26 protein-coding genes are annotated in these 26,519 nt (G+C 68.0%); 19 read left to right on the forward strand and 7 right to left on the reverse strand.

Annotated elements, in window-relative coordinates; genetic code table 11:
* Window positions 1-18: 18 nt before the first annotated feature.
* The 6 genes from DFR24_RS23405 (at window position 19) to DFR24_RS23430 (ending at window position 6,741) form a co-directional block, all read left to right on the forward strand.
* Entirely contained in the window at window positions 19-1,875 is a 1,857-nt protein-coding gene (locus tag DFR24_RS23405) for a DUF1302 domain-containing protein (protein WP_133883897.1), read from the forward strand.
* Window positions 1,844-2,833, forward strand: a complete 990-nt coding sequence (locus DFR24_RS23410; RefSeq protein WP_168710467.1) for an SDR family NAD(P)-dependent oxidoreductase — start codon at window positions 1,844-1,846, stop codon at window positions 2,831-2,833. Before DFR24_RS23405 ends, DFR24_RS23410 begins: the two co-directional genes overlap by 32 nt.
* A gap of 226 nt (window positions 2,834-3,059) precedes the next feature.
* The gene (locus DFR24_RS23415; RefSeq protein WP_246051782.1) at window positions 3,060-3,539 is read left to right on the forward strand and encodes a hypothetical protein; all 480 of its coding nucleotides are present in this window, start codon (window positions 3,060-3,062) and stop codon (window positions 3,537-3,539) included.
* 266 nt (window positions 3,540-3,805) lie between these two features.
* Window positions 3,806-4,090, forward strand: coding sequence for a hypothetical protein (locus DFR24_RS23420; protein ID WP_133883898.1), 285 nt, complete (start codon window positions 3,806-3,808; stop codon window positions 4,088-4,090).
* 108 nt (window positions 4,091-4,198) lie between these two features.
* The gene (locus DFR24_RS23425) at window positions 4,199-6,289 is read left to right on the forward strand and encodes a TonB-dependent receptor (protein WP_133883899.1); all 2,091 of its coding nucleotides are present in this window, start codon (window positions 4,199-4,201) and stop codon (window positions 6,287-6,289) included.
* Between the two features lie 194 nt (window positions 6,290-6,483).
* A complete protein-coding gene (locus DFR24_RS23430) occupies window positions 6,484-6,741 on the forward strand; it encodes a GlsB/YeaQ/YmgE family stress response membrane protein (protein ID WP_133883900.1) in 258 nt (85 codons plus the stop codon).
* A gap of 70 nt (window positions 6,742-6,811) precedes the next feature.
* On the opposite strand, the gene gpmA is transcribed toward DFR24_RS23430, so the two are convergent.
* Genes gpmA through DFR24_RS23445 form a run of 3 tightly spaced genes read right to left on the reverse strand, consistent with a single transcriptional unit; the run spans window position 6,812 to window position 9,064 of the window.
* Entirely contained in the window at window positions 6,812-7,564 is a 753-nt protein-coding gene (gpmA, locus tag DFR24_RS23435) for a 2,3-diphosphoglycerate-dependent phosphoglycerate mutase (RefSeq protein ID WP_133883901.1), read from the reverse strand.
* A 37-nt stretch (window positions 7,565-7,601) separates the two neighbouring features.
* Window positions 7,602-8,132 carry a gamma carbonic anhydrase family protein gene (locus tag DFR24_RS23440; RefSeq protein WP_133883902.1) on the reverse strand — a complete coding sequence of 177 codons (531 nt, stop codon included), beginning with the start codon at window positions 8,130-8,132 and terminating at the stop codon, window positions 7,602-7,604.
* 20 nt (window positions 8,133-8,152) lie between these two features.
* Window positions 8,153-9,064 (reverse strand): alpha/beta hydrolase, encoded by a 912-nt coding sequence (locus DFR24_RS23445; protein WP_246051783.1) that lies wholly within the window; start codon window positions 9,062-9,064, stop codon window positions 8,153-8,155.
* Window positions 9,065-9,286: 222 nt separating this feature from the next.
* Here DFR24_RS23445 and DFR24_RS23450 point away from each other — a divergent pair, with 222 nt between their 5' ends.
* From DFR24_RS23450 to rlmH, 11 genes are all read left to right on the forward strand, one after another.
* The gene (locus DFR24_RS23450) at window positions 9,287-9,886 is read left to right on the forward strand and encodes a LemA family protein (RefSeq protein ID WP_133883903.1); all 600 of its coding nucleotides are present in this window, start codon (window positions 9,287-9,289) and stop codon (window positions 9,884-9,886) included.
* The gene (locus tag DFR24_RS23455) at window positions 9,883-10,239 is read left to right on the forward strand and encodes a nuclear transport factor 2 family protein (RefSeq protein ID WP_133883904.1); all 357 of its coding nucleotides are present in this window, start codon (window positions 9,883-9,885) and stop codon (window positions 10,237-10,239) included. Before DFR24_RS23450 ends, DFR24_RS23455 begins: the two co-directional genes overlap by 4 nt.
* 31 nt (window positions 10,240-10,270) lie before the next feature.
* Window positions 10,271-10,615, forward strand: a complete 345-nt coding sequence (locus DFR24_RS23460) for a hypothetical protein (RefSeq protein ID WP_133883905.1) — start codon at window positions 10,271-10,273, stop codon at window positions 10,613-10,615.
* A 10-nt stretch (window positions 10,616-10,625) separates the two neighbouring features.
* Window positions 10,626-11,564 (forward strand): GIDE domain-containing protein, encoded by a 939-nt coding sequence (locus tag DFR24_RS23465; RefSeq protein ID WP_162851398.1) that lies wholly within the window; start codon window positions 10,626-10,628, stop codon window positions 11,562-11,564.
* 57 nt (window positions 11,565-11,621) lie between these two features.
* Complete coding sequence (locus DFR24_RS23470) at window positions 11,622-13,688, forward strand: M3 family metallopeptidase (RefSeq protein WP_133883907.1); 2,067 nt, start codon at window positions 11,622-11,624, stop codon at window positions 13,686-13,688.
* Between the two features lie 22 nt (window positions 13,689-13,710).
* Window positions 13,711-15,234 (forward strand): glycerol-3-phosphate dehydrogenase/oxidase, encoded by a 1,524-nt coding sequence (locus DFR24_RS23475; protein ID WP_133883908.1) that lies wholly within the window; start codon window positions 13,711-13,713, stop codon window positions 15,232-15,234.
* Window positions 15,231-16,334 carry a DNA polymerase III subunit delta gene (gene holA / locus DFR24_RS23480; RefSeq protein WP_133883909.1) on the forward strand — a complete coding sequence of 368 codons (1,104 nt, stop codon included), beginning with the start codon at window positions 15,231-15,233 and terminating at the stop codon, window positions 16,332-16,334. The genes DFR24_RS23475 and holA overlap by 4 nt, the downstream gene beginning before the upstream one ends.
* A 7-nt stretch (window positions 16,335-16,341) precedes the next feature.
* A complete protein-coding gene (locus DFR24_RS23485; RefSeq protein ID WP_133883910.1) occupies window positions 16,342-17,634 on the forward strand; it encodes a glutamate-5-semialdehyde dehydrogenase in 1,293 nt (430 codons plus the stop codon).
* A 9-nt stretch (window positions 17,635-17,643) separates the two neighbouring features.
* Window positions 17,644-18,306 carry a nicotinate-nucleotide adenylyltransferase gene (gene nadD / locus DFR24_RS23490; RefSeq protein ID WP_133883911.1) on the forward strand — a complete coding sequence of 221 codons (663 nt, stop codon included), beginning with the start codon at window positions 17,644-17,646 and terminating at the stop codon, window positions 18,304-18,306.
* Window positions 18,307-18,490: 184 nt separating this feature from the next.
* Window positions 18,491-18,829 (forward strand): ribosome silencing factor, encoded by a 339-nt coding sequence (rsfS, locus tag DFR24_RS25065; RefSeq protein ID WP_133884020.1) that lies wholly within the window; start codon window positions 18,491-18,493, stop codon window positions 18,827-18,829.
* Entirely contained in the window at window positions 18,826-19,293 is a 468-nt protein-coding gene (rlmH, locus tag DFR24_RS23500; protein WP_133883912.1) for a 23S rRNA (pseudouridine(1915)-N(3))-methyltransferase RlmH, read from the forward strand. Before rsfS ends, rlmH begins: the two co-directional genes overlap by 4 nt.
* A 191-nt stretch (window positions 19,294-19,484) precedes the next feature.
* Here rlmH and DFR24_RS23505 read toward each other — a convergent pair whose 3' ends face one another.
* The gene (locus DFR24_RS23505; protein WP_133883913.1) at window positions 19,485-20,453 is read right to left on the reverse strand and encodes a helix-turn-helix transcriptional regulator; all 969 of its coding nucleotides are present in this window, start codon (window positions 20,451-20,453) and stop codon (window positions 19,485-19,487) included.
* 36 nt (window positions 20,454-20,489) lie between these two features.
* On the reverse strand, window positions 20,490-20,915 hold the full coding sequence (locus DFR24_RS23510) for a hypothetical protein (RefSeq protein WP_133883914.1): 426 nt from the start codon (window positions 20,913-20,915) through the stop codon (window positions 20,490-20,492).
* Window positions 20,916-20,994: 79 nt separating this feature from the next.
* On the opposite strand from DFR24_RS23510, the gene tgt reads away from it, so the two are divergent.
* Window positions 20,995-22,155: a tRNA guanosine(34) transglycosylase Tgt gene (gene tgt / locus DFR24_RS23515; protein ID WP_133883915.1), complete on the forward strand. Its 1,161-nt coding sequence runs from the start codon at window positions 20,995-20,997 to the stop codon at window positions 22,153-22,155.
* 92 nt (window positions 22,156-22,247) lie between these two features.
* A complete protein-coding gene (ypfJ, locus tag DFR24_RS23520; protein WP_133883916.1) occupies window positions 22,248-23,135 on the forward strand; it encodes a KPN_02809 family neutral zinc metallopeptidase in 888 nt (295 codons plus the stop codon).
* A gap of 71 nt (window positions 23,136-23,206) precedes the next feature.
* On the opposite strand, the gene pdeM is transcribed toward ypfJ, so the two are convergent.
* The gene (pdeM, locus tag DFR24_RS23525; RefSeq protein ID WP_133883917.1) at window positions 23,207-23,875 is read right to left on the reverse strand and encodes a ligase-associated DNA damage response endonuclease PdeM; all 669 of its coding nucleotides are present in this window, start codon (window positions 23,873-23,875) and stop codon (window positions 23,207-23,209) included.
* A 12-nt stretch (window positions 23,876-23,887) separates the two neighbouring features.
* Window positions 23,888-26,500: a ligase-associated DNA damage response DEXH box helicase gene (locus DFR24_RS23530; RefSeq protein ID WP_133883918.1), complete on the reverse strand. Its 2,613-nt coding sequence runs from the start codon at window positions 26,498-26,500 to the stop codon at window positions 23,888-23,890.
* Between the last annotated feature and the right edge of the window lie 19 nt (window positions 26,501-26,519).

Here is a 26,519-nt window from a genome sequence, read left to right on the forward strand (position 1 = left end):
CGCAAGGGAGAAGCGTAGATGCGGACCATTCGGCGGGACATGGGGCTGGCTTGCGCGCTGCTGGGCGGCGCCACGGCGGCCAACGCGGCGGGCGAGCTCGGGAAGCTGGGCGACATCCCGGTCGAATGGCAGTTCACAGGTCTGTACTCGGCTGCCGTGCGCACCGAAAAACCCAGCGATGCGATCCTCGACGCGCCGCCGGACCCGCGCATTCCGATCGCCGATTTCCTGCAGTACCCGGGCGGCATCAACTCCGACGACAGTGACCGCAATTTCAAGCGCGGTGCTCTGATCAACAACCGGCTCTCGGTGCTCGGCGAACTGCTGTTCCGCGGTGAGGACTACGGTGCGCTGTTCCGCGGCGATGCGTTCTACGACGACGTGTACCGCAGCCGCAACGACAACCGCCGGCTCGACACCGTCAACAAGCGCAGCAACGACGCCGACGAATTCTCCTCGGACGCCGCGCGCCTGAGCGGCCGTCGCGCGCGCCTGCTCGATGCCTTCGTCTACACCGACTTCGATATCGGTGAGGACATCCAGGCCAGCCTGCGCGTCGGTCAGCAGGTGGTGGCCTGGGGTGAGAGCCTGTTCTTCGGCGGCCTGGCGCTGGCGCAGGGTCCGGCGGACGGTACGCGCGCGAACATTCCGGGCGCCGACGTCAAGAGCATCCTGCTGCCGGTCAACCAGATCTCGCTCAAGGCGGCCATCGGCGACGACTGGCTGCTGCTGGGTCTGTACAAGCTCGACTTCAAGCCCACCGAGGCCAATCCGGTGGGCGAGTACTTCGCGGTGACCGACGCGGTCGGCGCGGGAGCGGAGTTCGCATACGGCATCCGCAATCCGCTGTATCTGGACAGCCTGGCCGAAGCCGACCTGCTGTCGAACGACCTGGGCCAGGCGCTGCAGACCATCGGCATCCTGCTCGGCACGCCGGGGCTGCCGCTGATCACGACACCCGAGCTGCTGCCAGCGCTGAGCCTGCCGGTGACCGGCATCGCGCCGCTCAACGCGCAGCCCTCGATCAACGTGAAGTACCTGGGCGAGGACCATCCCGATTCCGACGGCCAGTACGGCATCGGCCTCAAGTACCAGCTCACCGAGAACACCGACGTCGGCATCTATCACCTGCGCTACCACGACCCGTTGCCCGGGCCGGTGTTCACGTATGGATACGCGGAACTGGCGCCGCCCAACGGCGCGATCCCGGCGATCACCACCGAGGTCATCGACCTGGTCGTGCCCGTGACCTACCAGGTCAAGCACTTCGACGGCATCCACCTGACCGCGGCAGGGTTCTCGACCACGCTGTTCGGCGCCAACATCGGCGGCGAGTTCATCTGGCGCGAGAACGCCATCGTGCTGGCCGACGTGCAGACCGCGTTCGGGCCGATCCCGACGCCGACGCGCGCGCGCACCGCGCAGGCCGATCTCAACGCGCTGTACATCGTCGGCCCGGCGATGTTCTGGGATTCGATCACGCTGATCGGCAACGTCGGCTATCAGCACGTGCACGACAACGACCCGGTGTTCGCGCCCGACGGCACGCGCAGCGACGCCCTGACCTACACGCGCGATTCGGCGGCGTACTCGTTCCTGAGCTTCATCGACCGGCGCAACGTGATCGACGGCTGGGACCTGCAGGTGCCGGTGTCGTTCGCCGGCATGGCCTACGGCCACTCCTCGCTGCTGGCCGGTTTCGGCTCGCTGCTGGGCAAGCGCGATCGCAGGGCGAGCGTCGGCCTGAACATGACGCGACTGCAGCAGCTCACCATCGGGCTCAGCTACAACCTGTTCCTCGGCTCCGCCGATTACAACGAGCGTCCACTCGCCGACCGCGACTATGCAGCCCTCACTGTCCGCTATTCCTTCTGAGCCACAACTGCAGCACGCGAACTCCCCGTCGGCGATCGCCCCGCGCGATCTGGCCGGCCGGTACGCGCTGATCACCGGCGGGGCGAGCGGGCTTGGACTGGGTTGCGCGCTGGAGCTGGCCGCGCGCGGCGCCCAGGTGTGCATCGCCGACCTGGATTCGAATGCCGCGCTGGCGGCGGAGCGGGTGATCCGCTCTGCGCACCCGGCGGTGAGCGTGCACTGCGAGCCGCTGGATCTGGCCGATGCGGACTCGGTACGCGGGCTGGCCGATCGCCTGCTCGCGCAGGGTCGTCCGATCGATCTGCTGATCAATAACGCCGGCATCTATCCCCCCTCGCAGCGCGCGCTCGCCGCGCAGGGCGTCGAGCTGGGATTCGCCATCGCCGTGCTCGGGCACTACGCGCTGACGGCGCGGCTGTGGCCGTTGCTGGAAGCGGCGCCGGCAGCGCGCGTGGTCTGCGTCAGCAGTCTGGTGCAGCGACGCGCGCGCATCGATGTCGATGACCTGGGACTGGATCGCGGATATCACCCGTATCGGGCCTACCAGCAGGCCAAGCTCGGCTCGCTGCTGTTCGCGCGCGAACTGGCGCGACGGCTGGCGCTGGCCGGCTCGCCGGTTCGCGCGCAGGCCGCACACCCCGGCGTGTGCCGCACCAACATCGGCGCCAACCGTCGCCGCCATGCGCAGGACACGCCGCTGCAGCGATTCTCTAGCTGGCTGCTCGCCTTCGGCATGCGTTTCCATGGACAGACGCCCGCGCAGGGCGCACTCGCCGTGATCGAAGCGGCCACGTCGCCCCATATCCAGCCCGGCGATTTCATCGGGCCGAAGGGATTCCTGGAAGCGGCCGGTCCGATCGGCGTGGTGGAACCGGGTCCCGCGGCCCGCGATTCCCGGCTCGCCGCGGCGCTGTGGCAAAGGCTCGAGGTCCTGAGCGGGCTGCGCTTCCCGTTCTAGGGCTGCAACCCGGAGACGCCGGCGCGGCTCGGTGGACGTTGCGAACGCCGTCGGGCGAAAACATCTTCGGCGCCATGGTGGAGGGCCCGCGAGGACGAGCGAGGGCCCGTCGATGGCTTCGTGTCCTTTGCGCTGACGGCATCTCGAGCCGGGCCAGTCCCGACACTTGCAGGGTGGGGTGGCGTACGAGGGACAATCGCATTTCCGCTTCCCCTGATCGGCGTGCATGACGGACCCGCTGTCGCCCGAATCCGTTGTTCCTGTCCGCATGCTGGACGCGCAAGCCCTGCCCGGGTTGTTCGCTGCGCGGGGCCTTGAGATCGTGCGCGTGGCCGACGATGCCGACATCCCCGGTTCCTACTGGGGCGCGCCGGAAGCGGGCCTGATCGAAAACCGGTTGTACCTGCGCGCCGACACGCCGGTGCACTCGGCGCTGCACGAAGGCTCGCACTTCCTGTGCATGGACGCCGACCGTCGCGCGCGGCTGCACACCGACGCCGGCGGCACCGACGTCGAGGAGCACGCGGTCTGCTACCTGCAGTGCTGCCTTGCCGATCAGCTCGCTGGTTATTCGCGCGCGCGGTGCTTCGCCGACATGGACGCCTGGGGCTACACGTTCATCCTGGGCTCTGCGCACGCGTGGTTCGAGCGTGACAGCGAGGATGCGCAAGCCTGGCTGCGCGAGCGGGGAATGCGCCTGGCTTGAAGCGGCGAAGCTGGGGGTGAGAGGCATGCCGCCAGCAGGACAGCGTCGAGCCCGACCCGTGCGGCCCTCAGCCCGGCCCTCTCCGTGAACGGCACACGGGGAGAGGCAGACCCGACAGCGCGTGCCTCCGTTCGGGAAGAGAGAGGTCATTCAGAAGGTGTCGCCGACTCGGCGATCGGGAGATCCATCGTGGCGTCATGTTCCCTTTGCGCCTTTGCGTTGAAGGGATTTTCCAAAGACGGGACGCTCGCCGCTACACTTCCGTGATGTCGCGCCGCGTCCTGACTCCGTGGGTTCTGATCGCCAGCCTGTTGTTCGGGCTGTGGATGGCCGCGTCGCACGATCCGAACCACGCCGGCACGGTCAAGCATCCCGATGCCTGCGCGATCTGCGCCTTCGCCGGCAGCGCTGGCGGTGGCCTGGTCAGCGTCGTCGCTGCGCTGGTGCTGGCGGCGATCGTCTGCTTCTTCGCACCGCTCGCGGTGCCGCCTGCGCGCGTCGCGCGCCGCTCCCCGATCCGCGTTCGCGGACCTCCCGCCGTCCTCGCCTGAGCGCGCTGTCCCGGCTTCGTTCCGGGACGCCGAGCGCTCGTAGCTGCTGTGAACCCGTTGCGTGCCTGTCGAAAGGCACGCCGTTCCTGCTTGCGAGGATTCTCGAAAATGCCTGCTTTCCATCGGCGCACCGCCTTCGCGGTCGCGCTCCTGTCGCCGTTGTTTCTTGCGTTCCCCTTTCCCGTCGAGGCCGCCGACGCGGCCTCCGTTCCCGTTGCACCGCCGCCGGTCGATCCGGCCGAAGTCGAGACGATCGTCATCACCGCGGATCCGTTCGCGCGCACGGTCGATCAGCTCGTCCAGCCCACCGAGATCCTGTCTGGAGAGGAACTCGACCGGCGCCGCGGCGCCACGCTGGGCGAGACGCTGGAGCATGAACTGGGTGTGTCCACGACCGACTTCGGGCGCGGTGCCGGGCGTCCGGTGATCCGCGGCCAAGCCGGGCCGCGCGTGCTGATGCTGGAGAACGGCATCTCGTCGATGGATGCCTCGGACGTCAGCGCCGATCACGACGTGAGCATCGATCCCGCGCATGCCGAGCAGATCGAGATCCTCAAGGGACCGGCGACCTTGCTGTACGGCAGCAGCGCGTCGGCCGGCGTGGTCAACGTCGTCGACGGGCGACTGCCGTCGGAAGTGGACGACGGATTCCATTCGAGCCTGCGCGGAAGCTTGGGCAGCAACGGCGACGAGCGCGCCGTCGCCGGGCGCGCGGCCTATGGCTTCGACGGCATCCAGCTCGGCGTCGACGGATCCTGGCTCGACGCCGACGACTACGACATCCACGGCAACAGCGCGACTGACGGCAGCGGTCATCGCAACACCTTGCTCAACAGCGCCGTCGAGAAGAAGTCCGGCTCGCTGTCGGCGGCCAAGGTCTGGGACCGTGGATCGCTGGCGGCGAACGTGTCGCGCTTCGAGACGCAGTACGGCCTGCCGGTGGAGGAGACCGCGTTCATCGACATGGAGCAGGACCGCATCGACATCGAGGGCCGCTGGCTCAAGCCGTTCCCGGGCCTGGATTCGATTCGCGTGCGCGCCGCGCGCGGCGATTACGAGCACACCGAGTTCGAAGCGCCGGGCGAACCGGGCACGGTCTTCCACAACGACCAGACCGAGGGCCGAATCGAGGCCGTGCATGCGCCGTTCGCGGGCCTGAGCGGCGTGCTCGGCGTGCAGCGGCGCGATCGCGAATTCGAAGCCATCGGCGAGGAGGCCTTCGTGCCGTCCACCGAGACGCGCTCGCTCGGCATCTTCCTGATCGAGCGCGCGAAGACGCCGTTCGGCAGCGTGGAATTCGGCGCGCGCACGGATCACGACACCAATCGGCCTGACGATTCGGCGATCGGCGGACGCGAGTTCAATCCGTTCTCGTTCTCCGGCGGCGCCTTGTTCGATATGAACGCGCACTACCACCTGAAGTTCTACGCGACGCGTTCGGAACGCTCGCCGGTGACCGAGGAGCTGTACTCGTTCGGCCCGCACCTGGCGACGGGCAGCTTCGAGCGCGGCAACGACCGCTTCGATCTCGAGCGCGCGCACAACTACGAGGTGAGCCTGGACCGGCATGGCGACGCGCTGAGCTGGCGGATCAACGTCTACCTGCAGCGCATCGGACGCTACAAGTACCAGCAGGAAGTCGATGCCGGATTGAACGCTGACGGCAGCGGCACCGCAGACTCCGACGGGCAGGCCGATCGCGTCGATGAAGAGGGCAATTTCGATCCCGATGGTGATCTGCTGCTGCTCGACTACGTGGGGGCCGACGCGCGTTTCTGGGGAACCGAGGGCGAGATCGGCTACGCGTGGAAAGCCGTCGGCACCGAATGGCGCGCACGCGTATTCGGGGATCTGGCGCGCGGCCGGGTCGATGGCGGCGGCGATCTGCCGCGCATGACGCCGGCGCGCTTCGGCGCGGGCCTGCACGGACATCGCGGACCGTGGAGCGCGAGCGTCGACTTCACCCGCGTGCAGAAGCAGGATCGCATCGCGTCGCTGGAGACCGAGACCGACGGCTACTCGCTGCTGGCCATGGACGCGGACTACACGATCCCGACGCCGGGCGGCGCGCTGATGCTGTTCCTGCGCGGGCGCAACCTGCTGGACGAGGAAGCGCGCCGGCACACGTCGTTCATCAAGGATTTCGCCCCGCTGCCGGGTGCGAGCGTCGTCGCCGGCATCGAGTGGAGGATCGAGTAGACCGTAGCCCGGACGGAGTCCGGGGTCTTGCTTCGTTCACGCAACTGCAATGCGGAAGCGGAACAGGACCCTGGATTCCGTCCGGGCGGTGGCGATTCAGCCGGTCTTCATTCGCGCCACGTGTGATGCTCGGGCGGGGAGGTTTGTTCGCGCCCCACCACGCTTGATCACGAAAGAACGAAAGGAGACACGACATGACGATCACCGGAATCATCGGCACGCTGATCATTGGATTCTTCGCGGGCCTGATCGCCCGGTTCCTGAAGCCGGGCGACGACGGCATGGGAATCATCATGACGTCGATCCTGGGCATCGCTGGCGCCTTCGCGGCGACCTTCATCGGGCAGGCGCTGGGTTTGTACGACAAGGGCCAGGCAGCGGGCTTCATCGGCGCGGTCATCGGCGCGATCCTGGTGCTGGTCGTCGTCGGCCTGGTCACGAAGAAGAAATAACGCGGCTGCCAGAAACGAAAAAAGCGGGCCGATCGGCCCGCTTTTTTTGTGCGACGAGGTCTCGCGGACCTCAGTGCTTTCCGGCCTTGGCCTGGTTGGCCACGGCTTCGGCAGCGCGCTTGGCGGCGTCCGGATCCCCGAGGTAGCGGAAGCTCTTCACCTTCAGCGCGTCGTCGAGATCGAACAGCAGCGGGATGCCGGTCGGGATGTTGATCTCCAGGATCTGGGCTTCCGTGACGTCGGTGAGGTACTTGTACAGCGCGCGCAGCGAGTTGCCGTGCGCCGTGACGAGCACCGTCTGCTGCGCCTTGAGCTGCGGCGCGATGGCGTCGTGCCAGTAGGGCAGCACGCGATCGAGCGTCGTGGCCAGCGACTCGGTGCCGGGCAGCGCCTTCACGTCGAGCTTGGCGTAGCGCAGGTCGTTTGCCGGATGGCCCGGATCCTTCAGATCCATCGCCGGAGGCGGGACGTCGTAGCTGCGGCGCCAGATCTTCACCTGCGCCTCGCCGTGCTTGGCCGTGGTCTCCGCCTTGTCCAGGCCCTGCAGCGCACCGTAGTGACGCTCGTTGAGCCGCCAGGTCTTCTCGACCGGTACCCACAGCTGGTCCATCACTTCGAGCGCGGTGTTGAGCGTGCGGATGGCGCGCTTCAGCACCGAGGTGTGCGCGAAGTCGAAGCGCAGACCTTCGGCCTTCATCAGCTCACCGGCCTTCAGCGCTTCCTGGCGACCGGCCTCGGTGATGTCCACGTCCACCCAGCCGGTGAAACGGTTGTCGAGATTCCACTGGCTCTGGCCGTGGCGCAGCAGGACGAGGGTCGGCATCGGGATTCCGGAAAAGAAGAGGGAGGAAGCCGCCGCCTCAGGCGCCGGCGAGATAGCGGTTCTTGATCCGCACGTAATGCTCGGCGGAGTACTTCAGGTTCTCGATTTCGCGGGGCCGCAGTTCGCGCATCGGCCGCGCGGGCTGGCCGCCGTACAGCCAGCCGCTCTTGAACAGCTTGCCCGGCGTGACCAGGCTGCCGGCGGCGATGAAGACATCGTCCTCGATCACCGCCTGATCCAGCACCTTGGTGCCCATGCCGACCAGCACGCGGTTGCCGATCGTGCAGGCATGCAGGATCACGCCATGCCCGACGGTCACGTCGTCGCCGATGATCAGCGGCACGCCGCCCGGCGAGTACGGACCGTCGTGCGTCACGTGCAGCACCGAGTTGTCCTGCACGTTGGTGCGCGCGCCGATGTGGATGTGGTTAACGTCGCCGCGCACGACGGCGAACGGCCACACCGAGGCATCCTCGCCCAGCACGACGTCGCCGATGACGCAGGCCTGCTCGTCGACGTAGGCGCCGCGGCCCAGCGTCGGCAGGATCTTTTCGAACGGACGGATCACGTCGGGTCGATCGCGGTTGGCTACTCGAGCGGCATCGGGATGCCCTGCACCCCGTCCTGCGATGGCGGGCGGTCGGCGGTGCGCGGCGCGGCGGCCCAGCGATTCACGAACTCCGACACATGGTTGAGCACGTCGGTCTGTCCGCGCAGCGGCTTGGACAGCGAGGCGATGATCAGGCGGTGGCTCATCTTGGGGTAGATCACCGTCTCGATCGCGCCACCGGCCTTCTTGATCGCGGCGGCGAAGTTGCGCGTGTTCTTCACCCAGACGATCTCGTCGTCCTCGCCGTGCATCAGCAGGATCGGCGGGTTGTCGCCCTCGGCGTACAGGATCGGCTGCGACTGCTCGAACTTCTCCGGCGGCGCGAAGACGTCGCGCAGCGTCGGATCGGTGATGGGCATGAAGTCGTACGGACCGGCCAGGCCGATCATGCCGCGCAGCCAGGCGCGCGAGCCACCGGCGCGAACCATGAATTCGTCCTTGATCGCCAGCATCGCGGCGATGTGGGCGCCCGACGAGTGACCCATGACGAAGACCTTGTCCGGGCTGCCGCCGTAGGTCGAGATGTTGTTGTGCGTCCAGGCCACGGCGCGGGCGCCGTCGTCGACGAATTCGGGGAAGCGGACCTGGGGATAAAGGCGGTAATCCGCCACCACACCGATGAATCCGCGCGAGGCCAGCGCCTCGCCGACGAACTTGTAGTCTTCCTTGCGCCCTTCGCTCCAGCGACCGCCGAAGAAGAACACGACGACCGGGGCGTTCTGGACCTGCCGGGGGGAATAGATGTCCAGACGCAGGTTCTTGCCCTGGTCGTAGAGCACGTTGGCGGCAACGTCGTAGCCGCTGGTCGGGGTCAGGGCATTGAGCGTTCCCGAGCCGGTACAACCGGCAAGAAGCATCAGGGCCGTCAGGCCGGTGAGAAGAAGCCGCACGGGTGGAAATCCTCTGGTGGACACGGGGCAGCGCTTGGACCGCACTGCAACACGAATGTTACCGCAGGGTGGGGGCGTTCCCGCAGCCGGCTGGCCCGGCCCCAGGCGAAGTCCGGCCGCGCGGTCCGCGCCTTCTGCGGCCGTACGGTGACGCAGCCGGGACAACGGCAGCTGAACCGCCTGCGGGAGGCGGGCTAGACTCGCGGCGCCACCGGAGCCCGCATGACTTCCTACGTTTTCCTCGCCCTCGCCACCGTGCTGCTGACCTACGCGGTCATCATCTACAACGGCCTGGTCGTCCTGAAGCACGGCGTCTCGAAGGCCTGGAGCAACATCGACGTGCTGCTCAAGCAGCGCCACGACGAGCTGCCCAAGCTGGTGGAGGTCTGCAAGCAGCACATGCAGTTCGAGTCCGGAACGCTGGAGCGCGTCATCGCCGCCCGTGCCGGCGCCAAGGCTGCGCTGGACAAGGGCGACGTCAAGGGCGTGGGCGCGGCCGAAGGCATGCTGCGCGCCGGCCTGGGCGGGATCATGGCGACCGTGGAGGCCTATCCCGAGCTGCGCGCCAACCAGTCGCTGCAGGGGCTGCTGGGCCGTATCACCGCCCTCGAGAACGCCATTGCCGACCGGCGCGAGTTCTACAACGAGTGCGTGAACGTCAACAACGTGCGCATCGAACAGCTGCCGGACGTCATCGTCGCGCGCATGGCCGGGTTCAAGGCGGCGGAGCTGCTGGAATTCGACGAGGGCGAGATCCGCGATGTCGACGTGCGCAGCCTGTTCAACGACTTTTCGGCACAACGACTGGAGCGGCTCCCATGATCACGCGGGAATTCGCGGACGACTTCGCAAGGGAATGGATCGCGGCCTGGAACAGCCACGATCTCGACCGGATCCTGTCGCACTACGGCGAGGACTTCGAGATGTCCTCGCCGTACATCGCGCAGATCGCGGGGGAGCCCAGTGGCACGCTCAAGGGCAAGGCCGCCGTCGGGGCGTACTGGAAGCTGGCGCTCGCGCGCATGCCGGATCTGCGCTTCCAGCTCGTGTCGACGCTGGTCGGCGCGCAGAGCCTGACGCTGTATTACCGCGGCGCGCGCGGCATGGCCGCCGAGGTGTTCTTCTTCGGGGCCGACGGCCACCACGTGGTGAAGGCGGCGGCGCATTACGCCTGAGGGGTCGGGCCAGGACACAGGGAGAGCAGGCATGGTCACGATGGGATTGCACGTGGCGCTCACGGCGCTGCTGTCGGCGCTGCTGACCTGGGGAATCGCCTACGCCTTCTACCGGCGCCGGCTGGGAAGCGAGATGCAGAAGATGCTCGGCGAGATCCAGGCCGAGTTCGAGGCGCGCGTGAAGTCGGGCGTGCTCGCGGCCGGCACCGAATTGCTGCCGGCGCTGCGCGAGCAGGTGAAGCTCGGCTTCCAGGACGCGCTGCGCGAGACGCAGACCGGCACGATGGTGGAGCAGTACGCGGGCGCGGTGAACCGCAGCACCGATGCGCTGGCCAACCGCCTGGGCGGCCTGTTCGGCCTCAAGCCGCGCAAGTAGGGAGGCGCGCTTGGGGTTACCGACCGGGTTCCTGACGGCGCTCGCGCAGGCCGAGACCGGCGAATTCTGGACGACGGTCACGTTGTCGAGCCTGCTGGGCATCGTCGCCCTCGGGTTCGGCTTCGTGCAGTTGCGTCGCGCGCGCCTGCTCGAGGACCTGCCGACCTCGCGCATCCGTTCGGCGGCGCAGGGCTACGTCGAATTCCACGGACATGCGCGGCTGTTGCCGGGCCCCGAGATCCGCTCCCCGCTGTCCAACGAGCTGTGCTGCTGGTGGGAGTACGTCGTCCAGCAGCGTCGGGACGAGCAGCGCGGCGGCCATTCGAGCAAAGAGTGGGTGACGATCGAGCGGGCGACCTCGGACGAGCTGTTCGTCATCGACGACGGCACCGGGCAGTGCGTCGTCGATCCGGTCGGGGCCACCGTGATCCCCAGCGTCAAGCGCAGCTGGCGCGGCGTCTCCGCGCGACCGATGGCGTACCGCAAGGACAGCTCGTGGTTCGGCTTCGGGGATTTCCGCTACACCGAGCGCCTGGTCCGCTTCGGCGACTGGCTGTACACGCTGGGCCTGTTCCAGACCCAGACGGCGTCGCGCGACGACGACGAGGTGCGCGATGTCGGTCAGCGCCTGGCCGAATGGAAGCGCGATCCGGTGCGCCTGCTGCATCGATTCGACTCCAATCGCGACGGCAAGATCGACCTCGCGGAATGGGAGATCGCGCGCCGTGCGGCGATCGACGAGGTCCGCTCCGAACACATCGAGCGCAGCATCCAGCCCGACCTGCACGTGCTGCGCGAGCCGCGCGACGGCCGCCCCTACATCCTGTCCACCAAGACCGAGCATCAGCTGACGCGGGGCATGCGCTGGAGCGGTACTGCCGGCGTGGTGGTTGCTACGCTGATCGGCGCCGCGGTGGCGTTCCTGCTGGTGGCGCGCGGTCTTCCTTGAACCGCCGCCGCGACCCACCATATTCAAGCCGTCCTTTCGAGAATCTGTCCCCTTCCCATGACCAATCCGCTGCTGGCCGCCCGGCCGCTGAACGCGCTCCCGACCTTCGCCGACATCAAGCCGGAACAGGCGGGGCCCGCGGTCGACCAGGTGATCGTGGACAACCGCGCCCAGCTCGATGCGCTGCTCAAGGACCTGCGTGACCCGACGTGGTCGTCGCTGATCGAGCCGCTGGAGGACATCGGCGAGCGCATCTCGCGTGCCTGGGGCCCGGTGTCGCACCTGTTCAGCGTCACCTCCACGCCGGAGTGGCGCGCCGCGTTCAACGAAGGCCTGCCGAAGGTCACCGAATACAGCCTGGAGCTGTCGCAGTCCGAGGCGCTGTACCAGGCCTACAAGGCGCTGTCCGAGTCCGCGGGCTTCGCGAAGCTCAACCCGATCCAGCAGAAGGTGGTTCGCGACGCGCTGCGCGATTTCCGGCTGTCGGGCATCGGCCTGCCGCCGGAACAGAAGGAGCGCTTCAAGCAGATCTCGATGCGCCTGTCCGAACTGCAGACCAAGTTCGAAGAAAACGTGATGGATGCGATCCAGGCCTGGTCGCAGCACGTCACCGATGCGTCGCGCCTCGAAGGCATGTCGCCGGCCGCGCTCGAGCAGGCCGCCGCCAAGGCGAAGGCCAAGAATCTCGAAGGTTGGCTGCTGACCTTGGATTACCCGAGCTACGACGCCGTCATCTCGTACGCCAACGATCGCGACCTGCGGCGCGAGCTGTACACCGCCTACGCCACGCGCGCATCCGACCAGGGACCGCAGGCTGGCCAGTTCGACAACTCGCCGTTGATGGACGAGATCCTCGAGCTGCGTCACGAGGAAGCGCAGTTGCTGGGCTACAAGAACTTCGCGGAGCTGTCGCTGGCCACCAAGATGGCGGATTCGCCGGACGCGGTGGAAACCTTCCTGCTCGATCTGGCGAAGCGCTCCAAGGCGCGCGCGGCGACCGAGGTCGAGGAGCTGCGCGCCTTCGCGCGCACGCTCGGCGGGCCGGACCAGCTCGAGCCCTGGGACCTGGCGTACTACGCCGAAAAGCTCAAGGAGCAGGCGCTCGATCTGAACGACGAGGTGCTGCGGCCGTACTTCCCGTTGCCGGCGGTGCTCGACGGCCTGTTCGGGCTGATCCACCGGCTTTACGGCGCCAAGGTCGTCGCCGAGCCGGGCGTGTCGGTGTGGCATCCGCAGGTCACGGCCTACGCGCTGCAGGACGCCCAGGGCAAGACCTTCGGCCGCTTCTATCTCGACCCGTATGCGCGCGAGCAGAAGCGTGGCGGGGCCTGGATGGACGAGTGCGTGAGTCGCCGCCGTTCTTCGGAAGGCCTGCAGTTGCCGGTGGCCTACCTGATCTGCAATTTCAGGCCGCCGCTGGGCGACCAGCCCGGCCTGTTGACGCACGACGAACTGGTCACGCTGTACCACGAGTTCGGCCACGGCCTGCACCTGCTGATGACGCAGGTCGAGGAGAGTGCGCTCGCCGGCATCCACGGCGTCGAATGGGACGCGGTGGAGCTGCCGAGCCAGTTCATGGAGAACTGGTGCTACGAGCCGGCGCTGCTCAAGGCGTACGCGCGCCACTGGCAGACCGGCGAGCCGCTGCCGGATGCGCAGATCGACAAGCTGCGCGAGTCGCGCGTGTTCCAGACCGGGCTGGCCACCGTGCGGCAGGTCGAGTTCGCGCTGTTCGACCTGCGCCTGCACCGCGACTTCGTGCCGGGCCAGGGCGCCCGTGTGCTGGAGACCATCAGCAAGGTGCGCGACGAGGTCTCGGTGCTGCGCCCCCCGGCATTCAACCGCATGCCCTGGAGCTTCAGCCACATCTTCGCCGGCGGTTACGCAGCGGGTTACTACAGCTACAAGTGGGCCGAAGTCCTGTCGGCCGACGCCTTCGCCGCGTTCGAGGAAGCGGGCCTGACGCCGGAGAAGCTGGGCGAGACCGGGCGCAGATTCCTCGACGGCATCCTGTCGCGCGGCGGCTCGCGCGAGGCGGCCGACCTGTTCCGCGAGTTCCGCGGCCGCGAGCCGAGCATCGAGCCGCTGCTGCGGCACAATGGGCTGGTCGCCGAACCGGCATGACCTACCTGTCGCACCTCGCCGCATGACCAAGGCGTTTCCTCTCAAGCGGAACATCGCGGGGCTGTCGGCGGAGTTCGACCTGCTCGTCATCGGTGGCGGTATCTACGGCGCCTGGAGCGCGTATGACGCGGCGCAGCGCGGCCTGAAGGTGGCGCTGATCGAGAAGAACGACTGGGCCAGCGGGACGTCGTCGGCGTCGAGCAAGCTGATCCACGGTGGCCTGCGCTACCTGGAGCACTACGAGTTCGCGCTGGTCCGCCATGCGCTGCGCGAGCGCAAGGTGCTGTCGAAGATCGCGGCGCATCTCGTGCGGCCGCTCGATTTCATCCTGCCGGTCTGGAAAGGGCCGCGTGCGAGTCCGCTGAAGCTGTCGGCCGGCTTGACCCTGTACGACACGCTCGCCTTCGGCAGCGGGCCGGTGAAGCCGCACAAGCATTTCCGGCCGCGCAGCCTGCTCAAGCACTATCCGTACGTCGACCCGGACAACCTGCTGGGCGGCTTCCGCTACGGCGACTGCCAGGAAGACGACGCGCGGATGACGATGACCGTCGTCGCTGCGGCCCAGTCCGCCGGCGCGGTCTGCGCCAACCGCGTACAGGCCGAGAAGATCCTGCGCGACAAGAACGGTGTCACCGGTGCGAAGCTCAAGGATGTCGAGAGCGGTACGACGTTCGACGTGCGCGCGCGCTGCATCGTGAATTCCGCGGGACCCTGGGCGCGCACGCTGCTCGGTCCGCAGGCGCCGAAGGTCAAGCTGATCAAGGGCACGCACCTGCTGCTGCCGGCGATCCCGGGGTGCACCGAGGCCTTCCTGCTCACCGCGAAGGACGGCCGCGTGTTCTTCGTGATTCCCTGGTACGGCAAGACCATCGTCGGCACGACGGAGGCGACGGTCGACAGTCCCGACCAGCAGCCCACCGACGAGGAAACCAGCTACCTGATTGACGGCGTGCGCCGCGGACTGCCGGGCCTGGGCTGGACCGAGGCCGACGTCATCGCGCGTTACTCCGGCGTGCGCACCTTGCAGGCCGACAACGCGGCGAGCCTGTCCGCCGTGACGCGCGAATTCGAGATCGCCGAGCCCGAGCCGCGCCTGGTGCTGCCGATCGGCGGCAAGTACACGACCTCGCGCTGCGACGCGGTGGAGATCGTGGACCGCGTGCAGAAGGCGCTGGGCCAGAAAAAGGTCCGCTCGCAGACGCATCTCAAATTCCTGCCGGGTGCACCGAAGGACGATTTCGACACCTGGCTCGCGGCATCGGTGAAGAAGCTGACCGCTGCCGGCTTCGACGGCCTTGCCGCCAGTTACGCCGCGCATCGCCACGGCACGACGATCGACGAACTGCTGAAGATGGTGAAGAAGGATCCGACCTTGGCGCAGCGCGTGCATCCGGACGCGCCGTTCGTGCGCGCCGAAGTGGCGCTCGCGTTCCGTGACGAGATGGCGCTGTCGGCCGACGATGCCCTGCGACGCCGCATGCCGCTCGCGCTGCTGGTGCCGGACCTGGCCGCCGCCCGCAAGGACGCGGAGACCCTGCGCGCATGAAGCTGCGTCCGGAGCAATTGTCCGCACACCTCGCCAAGCCGCTGCTGCCGGTCTATGTCGTCGCCGGTGAAGAGCCGCTGCTGATCGAGGAGTCGCTCGACGCCATCCGCGCGGCCGCGCGCCGCGAGGGTTACAGCGAGCGCGAGATCTTCGACGTGGAGCGCGGCTTCGACTGGGGCCGGGTCATCGAGTCCTGCAACAGCCTGTCGCTGTTCGCCACGCGCAAGATCGTCGAGTTGCGCATGCCCAAGGGGCCCAAGCCCGGCGCGTCGAAGTCGGCCGATGACGACGACGACGCGGGCGAAGAGAGCGAAGGCAAGAGTTCGGCCTCGATCGACGGCGCCAAGCTGCTGGTCGAACTCGCCGGCCGCCCGCCGCAGGACACGCTGCTGCTCGTCACTGGCGGAAAGCTCGATTACAAGCAGCAGCAGGCGGCGTGGTACGTGGCGCTCGAAAACGCCGGCGCCTCGGTCTACTCACCCGAGATCGCCGCCGAGCAGTGGCCGGGCTGGATCGACCAGCGCATGCGCGCCAAGGGCCTGAAGCCGGACAAGGACGCGGTCATGGAACTGGCCGGGCGCACCGAAGGCAACGCGCTGGCCGCCAAGCAGGACATCGACAAGCTCGCGCTGCTGCACCCGGACGGCGTGCTGACGGCTGACGCGGTTCGCGCCTCGGTTGCGGACAGCTCGCGCTTCGACGCCTTCGACCTGGGCGACCGGATTCTCGGCGGCGATGCGGCCGGCGCCTCGCACACGCTGTCGCGCCTGCGCGAAGAGGGCGTCGACGTCCTCGCCATCCTCGGGCCGCTGGCCTGGATGCTGCGCCAGTGGTCGCAGGCCCAGGCCGCCTACGCGCGCTCGGGCGACGCGGCGTCGGCCTGCGCCGAGGCGCGCGTCTTCCCGCGCACGCGCATTCCGCTGTTCGGCAAGGCGCTGTCGCGTACGCGATCGACGCAGCTCTTCGGATGGCTGCGCCAGGCCGCGGTGATCGACCAGCTCGCCAAATCGACGGGCGGGAAGGATCAGGCCTGGGAGGAGTTGTTAACATTGGTGCTAGCGGCCGCCGGGCGCCGCGTGGTGAGGCCCCTCGGGCTATGAAGTGGTCATGAACGCGCAAGCAGCGACAGCCCGCACGGGCACCAAGGACGACATCGCGGTCTACATGCGCGAGAAGGGCGAACGCGCCCGCGCCGCCAGCCGCGAGATGGCGCGCGCCGACTCCGGGCTCAAGAACGCCTGCCTGTTCGCGCTCGCACAGCTCCTGCTCGACGAAACGTCCAGCATCCTGTCGGCCAACGAAAAGGACATGCGGGCCGGCAAGGCGGCCAAGCTGGATCCCGCGCTGCTGGATCGCCTCGAACTCAACGAAGACCGCGTCGCCGCGATGGCCGAAGGCGTGCGCGAAGTCGCCAACCTGCCGGATCCGATCGGCGAGCTGACCGACATGCGCCTGCGTCCCTCGGGCATCCAGGTCGGCCGCATGCGCGTGCCGCTGGGCGTCGTTGGCATCATCTACGAATCGCGCCCGAACGTGACCGCGGACGCCGCGAGCCTGTGCCTGAAGTCGGGCAACGCCTGCATCCTGCGCGGCGGTTCGGAAGCGATGAATTCCAACCAGGCGATCGCGCGCTGCATCCAGCGTGCGCTGCGCCAGGCCGGCCTGCCGGAAGATTCGGTGCAGGTGCTCGACATCACGGACCGGCGCACCGTCGGCGAGATGGTGTCGATGCCCGAGTACATCGACGTCGTGATTCCGCGCGGCGGCAAGGGGCTGGTCGCTGCGGTGTCCAGCAACGCGCGCGTGCCGGTCATCAAGCATCTGGACGGCAACTGCCACGTCTTCATCGATCGCGACGCGGACTTCGACAAGGCCGTGGCGGTGTCGGTCAATGCCAAGACCCAGCGCTACGGCACCTGCAACACGATGGAGACCCTGCTGGTCGACGCGCCGATCGCGCAGAAGGTGCTGCCGGAGCTCGGCCGCATCTACAACGAGGCCGGCGTCGAGCTGCGCGCCTGCGAGCGCACCCGCGCGATCCTGCCGCTCGCGCGGCCGGCGTCCGAGTCGGACTGGGCCGAGGAGTATCTGGCGCCGATCCTCGCGATCAAGATCGTCGAGGGCATCGACGAGGCCATCGACCACATCACGCGCTACGGCTCGGCCCACACCGATGCCATCGTCACCGAGAACTACACGCGCGCGCGCCGTTTCCTGCGCGAGGTCGATTCGTCGTCGGTGATGGTCAACGCCTCCACGCGCTTCGCCGACGGCTACGAGTACGGACTGGGCGCCGAGATCGGCATCAGCACCGACAAGTTCCACGCGCGCGGCCCGGTGGGTCTCGAGGGCCTGACGTCGCAGAAGTGGATCGTGCTCGGAGACGGGAATGTCCGGTAGCGTTCCTGCATGACGGCGATCGGCCTCTTTGGCGGCACGTTCGCACCGATACACCACGGACACCTGCGGCTGGCACTGGAAGTGCGCGAACGTCTCGCGCTCGACCGCGTGCACCTGATCCCGGCCGGCACACCGCCGCATCGGCAGGCCCCGGGCATCTCGGCGCAGCGCCGGCTCGATTGGGTGCGGCTGGCCTGCGGCAACGAGCGCGGCCTGGTCGTCGACGATCGCGAAGTGCGGCGTGAAGGCCGCAGCTACACCTTCGACACGCTGAGCGGCCTGCGCGCCGAGATGCCGGATGCCTCGCTGGTGCTGATGCTGGGCGACGACGCGGCCAACCAGTTCCATACCTGGCATCGCTGGCAGGAGATTCCGGAGCTCGCGCACCTGCTGTTCGTCGAGCGGCCGTTCGAACACGCGGCACCCGCGCAGCAGCTCGTCGCGCTGATGCGCGGCAAGCGCGTCACCGACCCCGCCGCGCTGCGTGCACGCCCGGCCGGTCTGTTCATGACGGCGACCTTGCCGCCGCTCGCCATTTCATCCACTCGTGTTCGCGGCCTGTTGAAGGCGCGACGCTCGGTCCGCGGTCTCGTTCCGCAGGCCGTCATCGATTCATTCACCGACGAGGACATCGACTTCCTGACCCATGACGAAGAACCCGCCCAAGACTGACAAGCCGTCCAAGACCGCCACCCGGACCAAGGCTTCTGCCGCCGCATCCGGAGCCGCGAAACCCAAGGCTGCTGCCAAGCCCAAGGCCGCCGCGAAACCGAAAGCTGCTGCAAAGCCGAAGGCTGCCGCCAAGCCCAAGGCGCCTGCGAAGGCTGCTGCCAAGCCAGCCGAGTTGCCGCACCCGATCATCGCGCTGTCGCTGGCTGCACTCGACGACCTGAAGGCCAAGGACATCACGGTTCTCAACGTCCAGGGCCTGACGACGATCACCGACACGATGATCATCTGCACCGGCACGTCGAACCGGCACGTGAAATCCATCGCGCAGGCCGTGGCCGAGAAGTGCAAGGAAGCCGGTTTCCGGCCGCTCGGCATGGAAGGCATGGACGAGTCCGAATGGGTGCTCGTCGACCTGGGCTACGCGGTCGTGCACGTCATGCAGGTGCAGGCGCGCGCGTTCTACCAGCTCGAGAAGCTCTGGGACATGCGCGAGGTCGACACGCAGACGGCTGCGGTCGGGTGAAATTGCGGCTGATCGCGGTCGGCACTCGCATGCCGGCCTGGGTCACGGCGGGCTTCGAGGATTACGCCGAGCGCCTGCCGCGCGAGCTGAAGCTGGAACTGGTCGAGTTGCCGCTGGCCGTACGCGGCAAGAACGCGGATCTCGAACGCGCGAAGAACGCGGAAGGCGAGAAGTTGCTGGAGCGCTCGCGCGACACTCATCGCGTGATGCTCGACGAACGCGGCGCGGCGTGGACAAGCCCCGATCTCGCCACCCGCCTGAAGGCCTGGATGCAGAACGGCCGCGACGTGTCGCTGCTGGTGGGTGGCCCGGACGGCCATTCCGCCGAGGTGCAGAAATCCGCGGACGAGCGCTGGTCGCTGTCGAAGCTGACGTTGCCGCACGCGCTGGTGCGGGTGCTGATCGCCGAGCAGCTTTACCGTGCGTGGAGCCTCACGGCGAATCATCCGTATCACCGGGCGTGAGTGGACCGCGCCGCGTGCGCCTAGCGAGTCATCAACCGCAAAGGCGCAAAGGAAAAAGAAAGGTCGCAGAGGAAAAACAGGAATAAGAAGACCTTTGCGTTCTCTCTTTTTCCTTTGCGCCTTTGCGGTGAAAACCCCGACTCACGCGGCGCAATCGGCAGCGCGGCATTCGTCCGCGCGCGGCGAGCGAATCAAGCCCCCGGATGCACCATCGTCGCCAGCTCCGTGCGACTGCTCACGCCGAGCTTGCGATACACGCGATACAGGTGATTCGCCACCGTGGACGGTGCCACCCCGATCTTGCGCGCCGCCTGCTTGAACGACAGCCCCTGCGACACCGCCATGACGATCTCGCGCTCGCGGGCGGTGAGGCGGTCCAGCGGACCGGCTTTCCAGATCTGCACCATGAACAGGTCGCCGAGCGCCTCGCAGCGCACGACGAGCTTTCCGCGTGCGGCAGTCTCTCCGGCGGCCGGCAACGGAAACGGCAGGGCCGATTCGCGCGGGCGCTCGGGGAACGATTCCTCGAGCAGATCGAAGAATCGAGGCTGCGCCTCGTGGAAGAGTCCGTGCGCGTCGATGACCGCCGCGCCCCGACCCACGACACGGTCGGTGTGGCGCAGCAGGTGCAGGAAGAAACTGTGCGAGGCCGCGTTGAAGAGATGAAACGTGATGTGCTGCTGCCGCTTCTTCTCGATGGCGGTGAAGCGTGCCTTGGCGTCGCGGCGGTACAGCGTCACCAGCGAATAAAGCCCGCTGCGTTCGTCACGATGACCGGTCGCCAGGATGCGCTCGATGCCGTAGGGCTCGAACGCCCTGCGATAGATCTCGGAGGCGTGGAATTCGCGATCGGGCATCACGTCCTCCATGTCCACCGGACGGCCGAGCTGCGCCAGGATGCGCGCGGGCAGCGGATTCACCGGAACCGTCGCCTGCAGGCGCTGCGGGAAATCGGACGGCAGTCCACTGACGGTGACCGTGTGGAAGCGCATCTCGGCGGCCACGCCGCTGCCCCACAGGGCGCCATCGCAGGGAATGAGCTGGGCGACCTGTTCGAGTGCCCAGGCGCGGAAGCTTTCCGGCGGAATCGCGAGCGCATTGCGATACAGACGCGCGATCAGCGCATCCGTGGGGTCCGGACTGGCTTCGTTCTGCTCCATCTCCAGTCGAATGTAACAGCCGCGATCAGGCCTGTCTCAATGCAGCGTCGCGCCCGTGGGCGCCGGCTCGCGCAGACAGGCGCGCAGCTGCGCCACCGCACCGGCACCTTCGGTGAACACGAACAACCAGAGCGCCTGCGGCGCGTTCTCGACGAGCGCGTACCAGGCGATCAGCATCGCCACGGCGCTGCGCCCGATGGCGTCGATGAAGGCGAGCAGGCCGATGGGATGCACCAGCCGCGCGATCGCCCAGACCGCCACCAGCATCCCGGCCAGGTTCACGAAGAACATCTGGATCGCGCCGAATGCGGGGACTTCGGCGTCGAAGCCGAGCAGGCCGTTAAGGCCGTAGATCAGCGCCAGGAAGGCCTTGGCCGTGATCGGCAGGGCCAGCACGATGACGCTGGTGTCGATCCACGCCCAGAACCTCACGGTTCGTGGTGACACGTGAGCGAAGCGCATCGAGACGTCTCCCAGGCTGGATTGATGCCGCGGCGAGCCTGACAATCCGCGCCCGCCCTGTCCATTGCTCCCGACCCGCGTGCAGTTTCAGCTCCTTTCGACGGATGGTCCCGCCCGCCGCGGCCGCCTCGTGTTCGCGCGCGGCGCGGTCGAGACGCCGGCGTTCATGCCGGTGGGTACCTACGGCACCGTCAAGGGCCTGAGCCCCGCGGAGGTCCGCGCCACCGGTGCGCAGATCCTGCTCGGCAACACGTTCCACCTGATGTTGCGGCCGGGCGCCGATGCCATGCGCGCGCTGGGCGGGCTGCACAAGTTCATGGACTGGGACGGCCCGATCCTCACGGATTCCGGCGGCTTCCAGGTCTGGAGCCTGTCGGGCCTGCGCAAGATCACCGAGGAGGGCGTGAAGTTCGCATCGCCCATCAATGGCGATCGCGTGATGCTCACGCCGGAGCGCGCCATCGAGATCCAGCACGCGCTGGGTTCCGACATCGTCATGCAGTTCGACGAGTGCACGCCGCATCCGGCCACCGAGAAGCAGGTGCGCAAGTCGATGGAGATGAGCGCGCGCTGGGGCGCGCGCTGCAGGACCGCGCACGACGCGCTGTCGGACGCCGCTCCGCGTTCGGGCGCGCCTGCGGGCGATCGCGCCGCGCTGTTCGGCATCGTCCAGGGCGGCATGCTCGAAGACCTGCGGACCGAGTCGCTGCAGCGGCTCACCGAGATCGGCTTCGACGGCTACGCGCTGGGCGGACTGTCGGTCGGCGAAACCGAGGCCGAGCGGCTGCACGTGCTCGATGCCATCGGCACGAAGCTGCCGGCCGACAAGCCGCACTACCTGATGGGCGTGGGCACGCCGCGTGACCTGGTGCAGGCGGTCGGCCGCGGCATCGACATGTTCGACTGCGTGATGCCGACGCGAAATGCACGCAACGGCCACCTGTTCACGTCGCAGGGCGTGGTCAAGCTTCGCAACGCGCAGCATCGCGAGGACCCCGGTCCGCTCGATCCGAACTGCGACTGCCACACCTGCACGCGCTACTCGCGCGCTTATCTGCATCACCTCGACCGCTGCAACGAGATGCTCGGGCCGCGCCTGAACACGATCCACAACCTGCATTACTACCAGGGCGTCATGCGCCGCATCCGCGAGGCGGTCGAGCAGAACCGCTACGCCGCGTTCGCTGCGGATTTCCTTGCGGGTCCCGAGGGCTCGGTAAGGAAAGCGTCGACCGCGTAGCCCGGACGCAGTCCGGGGTTCACCTCGACCAATGAGAAAAGCCCCGGACTTCGTCCGGGCTACACTCGCAGGGCCATCACCAGGAGAGGGATATGCGCTGGAAAGTCGGACGTCGCAGCGACAACGTCGTGGATGTTCGAGGCAGCGGTGGCGGCGGGCGCCGGGGTGGTGGACTCGGCGGTGGCGGACTCGGACTGGGCGGTATCGCGATCGTCGTCGTGATCAGCCTGATCCTGGGCAAGAACCCGCTCGAGATGCTGGGTCTCGTCGATCAGATGCAGGGCGGAGGCGGCGGAGCGGTCCAGCAACAGGAAGGCCACGCACCGCCGGCCGGTGACGAGACGGCGGAGTTCGTCGGCGTGATCCTCGGCGAGACCGAAGATGCCTGGGGACCGATCTTCCAGGCCTCCGGGCGCAACTATCAGCAACCCAAGCTCGTGCTGTTCTCCGGCGGTGTCGACACCGCCTGCGGCGGCGCGAGTTCGGCTTCCGGCCCGTTCTATTGCCCGGGCGATCAGCAGGTCTACATCGATCTGAGCTTCTTCGAGGAGATGAAGGCGCGCCTCGGCGGCGGCGGCGATTTCGCCTACGCCTATGTGATCGCGCACGAGGTCGGACATCACGTGCAGACGCTGCTCGGCGTCTCCGCCAAGGTCAACGAAGCGCGGCAGCGCGGCCAGGATGTGCAGGGCGACGGCGGTCTGCTGGTCCGCCAGGAACTGCAGGCGGATTGCTATGCGGGTGTCTGGGCCAACGTGGCCCAGGCCAAGCACCAGTGGCTCGAAGATGGCGATGTCGAGGAGGCGATGAACACCGCCAGCGCGATCGGCGACGACCGCCTGCAGAAGCAGTCGCAGGGACGTGTCGTGCCGGACGCGTTCTCGCATGGCACGTCGGTGCAGCGCGTGCGCTGGTTCCGCGCGGGCTTCGAGAGCGGCGATCCGAATCGCTGCGATACGTTCGCCGCCAAGTCGCTTTAAAAATCCGCGTAGCCCGGACGAAGTCCGGGGTTGCGCTCCGTATTCGAGGGGAATCCCGGACTTCGTCCGGGCTACGGACTGCCTTTCCGCGTCCGGGTTTCCGGAATCTCCATCACGCCGTCCGGCGTGACGGCGTACACGCGCTCATCAGGCCCGGGCGTGATCCCGTATCCACCCGTGAAGCCCCCAAAGCTGGGCAGCACCGCATGACGTTCGCGCAACCAGAACACCGGCATGCGCAGCCGATCCGTCGACGAGCGCAGCGTCAGCACCGGGTGCAGGTGTCCGGCCATGCCGTAGCCACGATCGTCGTCGCGCGGCTCGTGGGCGAACACGAACGGGGGCTCATGCCGCGCGCCTTCATGCCAGTCGATACGCCAACCTGGCGGCACGCGATGCAGCACGCGGTCGTGGTTGCCGCGCAGCACTTCCAAGGCAAGCGAGACGTGGCGTGCGCGAAAGCGGTCGACGTCCGCGAACCAGCTCTCGGATTCCAGCAGCGGTGCGTGGAACAGGTCGCCCAGTACCAGCAGGCGCTCGGGCGAAAACGCGGCGATCAGCGCATCGAGCCGCGCAAGATCGCGGCGCGTGTCGCCGCTCGGAATGGCCAGGCCCGCGCGGCGGAACGCAGCGCCCTTGCCCAGGTGCACGTCGGCGACGATCAACGTGCGCCGTCGTGGCCAGTGCAGCGCGCGATCGGCGTGCAGTTCCAGCGTCTCGCCGCAGAGTTCGATGCGCATCGTGCCGGGAGTCTACGAAAGCGGACGCAGGAAGCTGGACATGCGTGGACGCCGCGGCCGACGCGCGCGCTTCTTCTTCGTGTCCGTCGTGGCCGGCTTCGGGCCCGCCGCGTCGCTGGCGAGCGGGAACACGTCGAGCGGCGGACCGCGCGTGCCGCCGGCCGCGCGTTCCAGCACGTCGAGCATGCGTTCGACGCGCGTGCGCCAGTCTTCCGATGACAACTGGTTCGACGACACGCGCGTGGCCCACAGCGGAAAGGCCATCGGCGTGAAGCGCTCGGTGATATTCAGCGTGACCTGCGCGGCGTGCAGCCGCTGTGCGGTCTCGCGCAATCGCGACGCATCGAGCAGGTGATCGAGCGCCTCGCGCAGCGCCTGTTTGGTGAGCAGATTCCCGGGGTCGTAGCGCTCCAGCGTGTCGAAGATCAGGCCGGCCGAGGCCTGGACCTGGCGCATCGTCTTGCGCGCGCCCGGATGGCCTTCGAAGACCAGGCCCGAGATGCGCGCGATCTCACGAAAGCGGCGGCGCGCCATCTCGGAGGCGTTGATGCTGGCGACCAGATCGGCATCGAGGTCCACCGGCGAGAACAGCGCGCGGATCTCGTCCTCGTCCAGCTCGGGCAGTTCGCGCGCCATCAGTTCGAAGCCGTAGTCGTTCACCGAGAACACGAAGCTCGCCTGCTGTTTGCGCGACAGGCGATAGGCGATCAACGCAGAGAGCCCTTCGTGCACGGAGCGGCCGGCGAACGGGAACATGAACAGGTGATCGCCTTCGCGCGAGCGGGTGCGCTCGACCAGCAGCGCGCCCGGTAGCGGCAGCGAGGACCAGCGCGACTGGATCGACAGCAGCGGCGCCAGCGCGTTGCGCTCGCCGGCCGAGTCCTGCTCGGTTAGCGGCGACAACGCGCGCAGCGCGCCGGAACCGGCCTCGAAGCCGGAGAACAGCCGCAGCAGGTCCTCGGCGAGTTCGGACGACATCGGCATCTTGCCGCCGTCCCAGCGGGTGATCAGCGTGCCCTTGCCGCCGGCCTTGACCTGCGCGGTCATGTCCTTGATGCGCACCAGCGTCAGCCGGCGGCCAGCGAACACGAAGCTGTCGCCGGGCTTCAGACGTGACGCGAAGCTCTCCTCCAGGCTGCCAAGGCTGGCGCCATGCACGAACGCGATACGCACGAGCGGGTTGGCCGTGATCGTGCCGATGCTCATGCGATGGCGGCGCGCGATCGTCGCGTCCGGCACGTGCAGCAGGCCGTCCTGGTCCTCGACGACCTTGTGGTACTGCGGGTAGGCGGCCAGCGCGCTGCCGCCGTGCATGACGAAGTCGAGCACCCAGTTCCAGTCCGTGTCGGCCAGATCCGCGTACGCATGCGTCGAGGCGATTTCGCGACGCACGTCGTCAGCGCCGACCGAACGCGTCAGCGCGAGCGTCACCAGATGTTGCGCGAGCACGTCGAGCGAGTGCGTCAGCGGCCGGCGCGATTCCGTGTTCCCGCGCGCCGCGGCCTCGCGTGCGGCGGCGAACTCCGCGATCTCCATGGCCTGCGTCGGCACGCAGACCACGCGGCTCAACTGTCCCGGCCGATGCCCGCTGCGCCCGGCGCGCTGCATGAGTCGTGCGATGCCCTTGGGCCCGCCGATCTGGATCACCTGGTCCACCGGCGTGAAGTCGACGCCCAGGTCCAGGCTGCTCGTCGCAACGACGGCGTCGAGCGTGCCCTGCTTGAGACCGTCTTCGGCGGTCGCGCGCAGCGCCGCGTCGAGCGAGCCGTGATGCAGCGCGAGCTTCAACGGCGGATCGGCCTTCGCGAGTTCCTCGTACCAGCGCTCGGCCTGGTTGCGCGTGTTGGTGAAGATCAGCGACGTGCTCGCGGCACGAATCGCCTCGATGACGCGCGGCGCCTGGCTCAAGCCCATGTGGCCGCCCCAGGGAAAGCGTTCGGCGACGTCCGGCAACAGCGTGTCGATGCGGATGTCCTTCGCCAGGTCCGCCGAGATGCAGCGGCCCGTTTTCTTCGGACCGAGCAGGGCTCGCATCGCCTCGTCGAGATTGCCGAGCGTGGCCGATACGCCCCAGGTGCGCAGGCCCGGCGACAGCGCGCGCAGCCGTGACAGCACGAGTTCGGTCTGCACGCCGCGCTTGGTCCCGAGCAGTTCGTGCCACTCGTCGACGACGATGGCCTGCAGGTTCGAGAACGCGGGGACCAGGTCCGCGTAGCTGAGCAGCAGCGAGGCGGATTCGGGCGTGGTGACCAGCGCGTTCGGCAGATTCCGGCGCTGGCGTGTGCGCACGTGCGACGAGGTGTCGCCGGTGCGCAGCTCCACGTTCCAGTCCAGGCCGAGATCCGTGCAGCTCGCCTGCAGGCCGGCCTGCGTGTCGGCGGCCAGTGCACGCATCGGGGTGATCCACAGCACCGACAGTCCTTCGTCGCGGCGTGCCGGATCGATCAGCAGGCCGAGCCACGCGGCCAGCGTCTTGCCGGTGCCGGTGGGTGCGTGGATCAACCCGGATTCGCCGCGGGCCTGCGCCTGCCAGACCTTGCGCTGGTAGTCGAACACCCGCCAGCCGCGCGCTGCGAACAGGCGCTCGATGTCAGCCAGATCGGGGGTTGCCGAGGCACCGTGCATGACGCAGTGGGGATGCGGT

Source organism: Panacagrimonas perspica (assembly GCF_004364935.1).
In the GTDB taxonomy this organism is placed as follows: Bacteria; Pseudomonadota; Gammaproteobacteria; order Nevskiales; family Nevskiaceae; genus Panacagrimonas; species Panacagrimonas perspica.

Coding starts and splice junctions, on each gene's coding strand:
- DFR24_RS23405 (WP_133883897.1), top strand. CDS start 19: ATGCGGACCATTCGGCGGGACATGGGGCTGGCTTGCGCGCTGCTGGGC.
- DFR24_RS23410 (WP_168710467.1), top strand. CDS start 1,844: ATGCAGCCCTCACTGTCCGCTATTCCTTCTGAGCCACAACTGCAGCAC.
- DFR24_RS23415 (WP_246051782.1), top strand. CDS start 3,060: ATGACGGACCCGCTGTCGCCCGAATCCGTTGTTCCTGTCCGCATGCTG.
- DFR24_RS23420 (WP_133883898.1), top strand. CDS start 3,806: ATGTCGCGCCGCGTCCTGACTCCGTGGGTTCTGATCGCCAGCCTGTTG.
- DFR24_RS23425 (WP_133883899.1), top strand. CDS start 4,199: ATGCCTGCTTTCCATCGGCGCACCGCCTTCGCGGTCGCGCTCCTGTCG.
- DFR24_RS23430 (WP_133883900.1), top strand. CDS start 6,484: ATGACGATCACCGGAATCATCGGCACGCTGATCATTGGATTCTTCGCG.
- gpmA (WP_133883901.1), bottom strand. CDS start 7,564: ATGCCGACCCTCGTCCTGCTGCGCCACGGCCAGAGCCAGTGGAATCTC.
- DFR24_RS23450 (WP_133883903.1), top strand. CDS start 9,287: ATGACTTCCTACGTTTTCCTCGCCCTCGCCACCGTGCTGCTGACCTAC.
- DFR24_RS23455 (WP_133883904.1), top strand. CDS start 9,883: ATGATCACGCGGGAATTCGCGGACGACTTCGCAAGGGAATGGATCGCG.
- DFR24_RS23460 (WP_133883905.1), top strand. CDS start 10,271: ATGGTCACGATGGGATTGCACGTGGCGCTCACGGCGCTGCTGTCGGCG.
- DFR24_RS23470 (WP_133883907.1), top strand. CDS start 11,622: ATGACCAATCCGCTGCTGGCCGCCCGGCCGCTGAACGCGCTCCCGACC.
- DFR24_RS23475 (WP_133883908.1), top strand. CDS start 13,711: ATGACCAAGGCGTTTCCTCTCAAGCGGAACATCGCGGGGCTGTCGGCG.
- holA (WP_133883909.1), top strand. CDS start 15,231: ATGAAGCTGCGTCCGGAGCAATTGTCCGCACACCTCGCCAAGCCGCTG.
- DFR24_RS23485 (WP_133883910.1), top strand. CDS start 16,342: ATGAACGCGCAAGCAGCGACAGCCCGCACGGGCACCAAGGACGACATC.
- nadD (WP_133883911.1), top strand. CDS start 17,644: ATGACGGCGATCGGCCTCTTTGGCGGCACGTTCGCACCGATACACCAC.
- DFR24_RS23505 (WP_133883913.1), bottom strand. CDS start 20,453: ATGGAGCAGAACGAAGCCAGTCCGGACCCCACGGATGCGCTGATCGCG.
- DFR24_RS23510 (WP_133883914.1), bottom strand. CDS start 20,915: ATGCGCTTCGCTCACGTGTCACCACGAACCGTGAGGTTCTGGGCGTGG.
- ypfJ (WP_133883916.1), top strand. CDS start 22,248: ATGCGCTGGAAAGTCGGACGTCGCAGCGACAACGTCGTGGATGTTCGA.
- pdeM (WP_133883917.1), bottom strand. CDS start 23,875: ATGCGCATCGAACTCTGCGGCGAGACGCTGGAACTGCACGCCGATCGC.
- DFR24_RS23530 (WP_133883918.1), bottom strand. CDS start 26,500: ATGCACGGTGCCTCGGCAACCCCCGATCTGGCTGACATCGAGCGCCTG.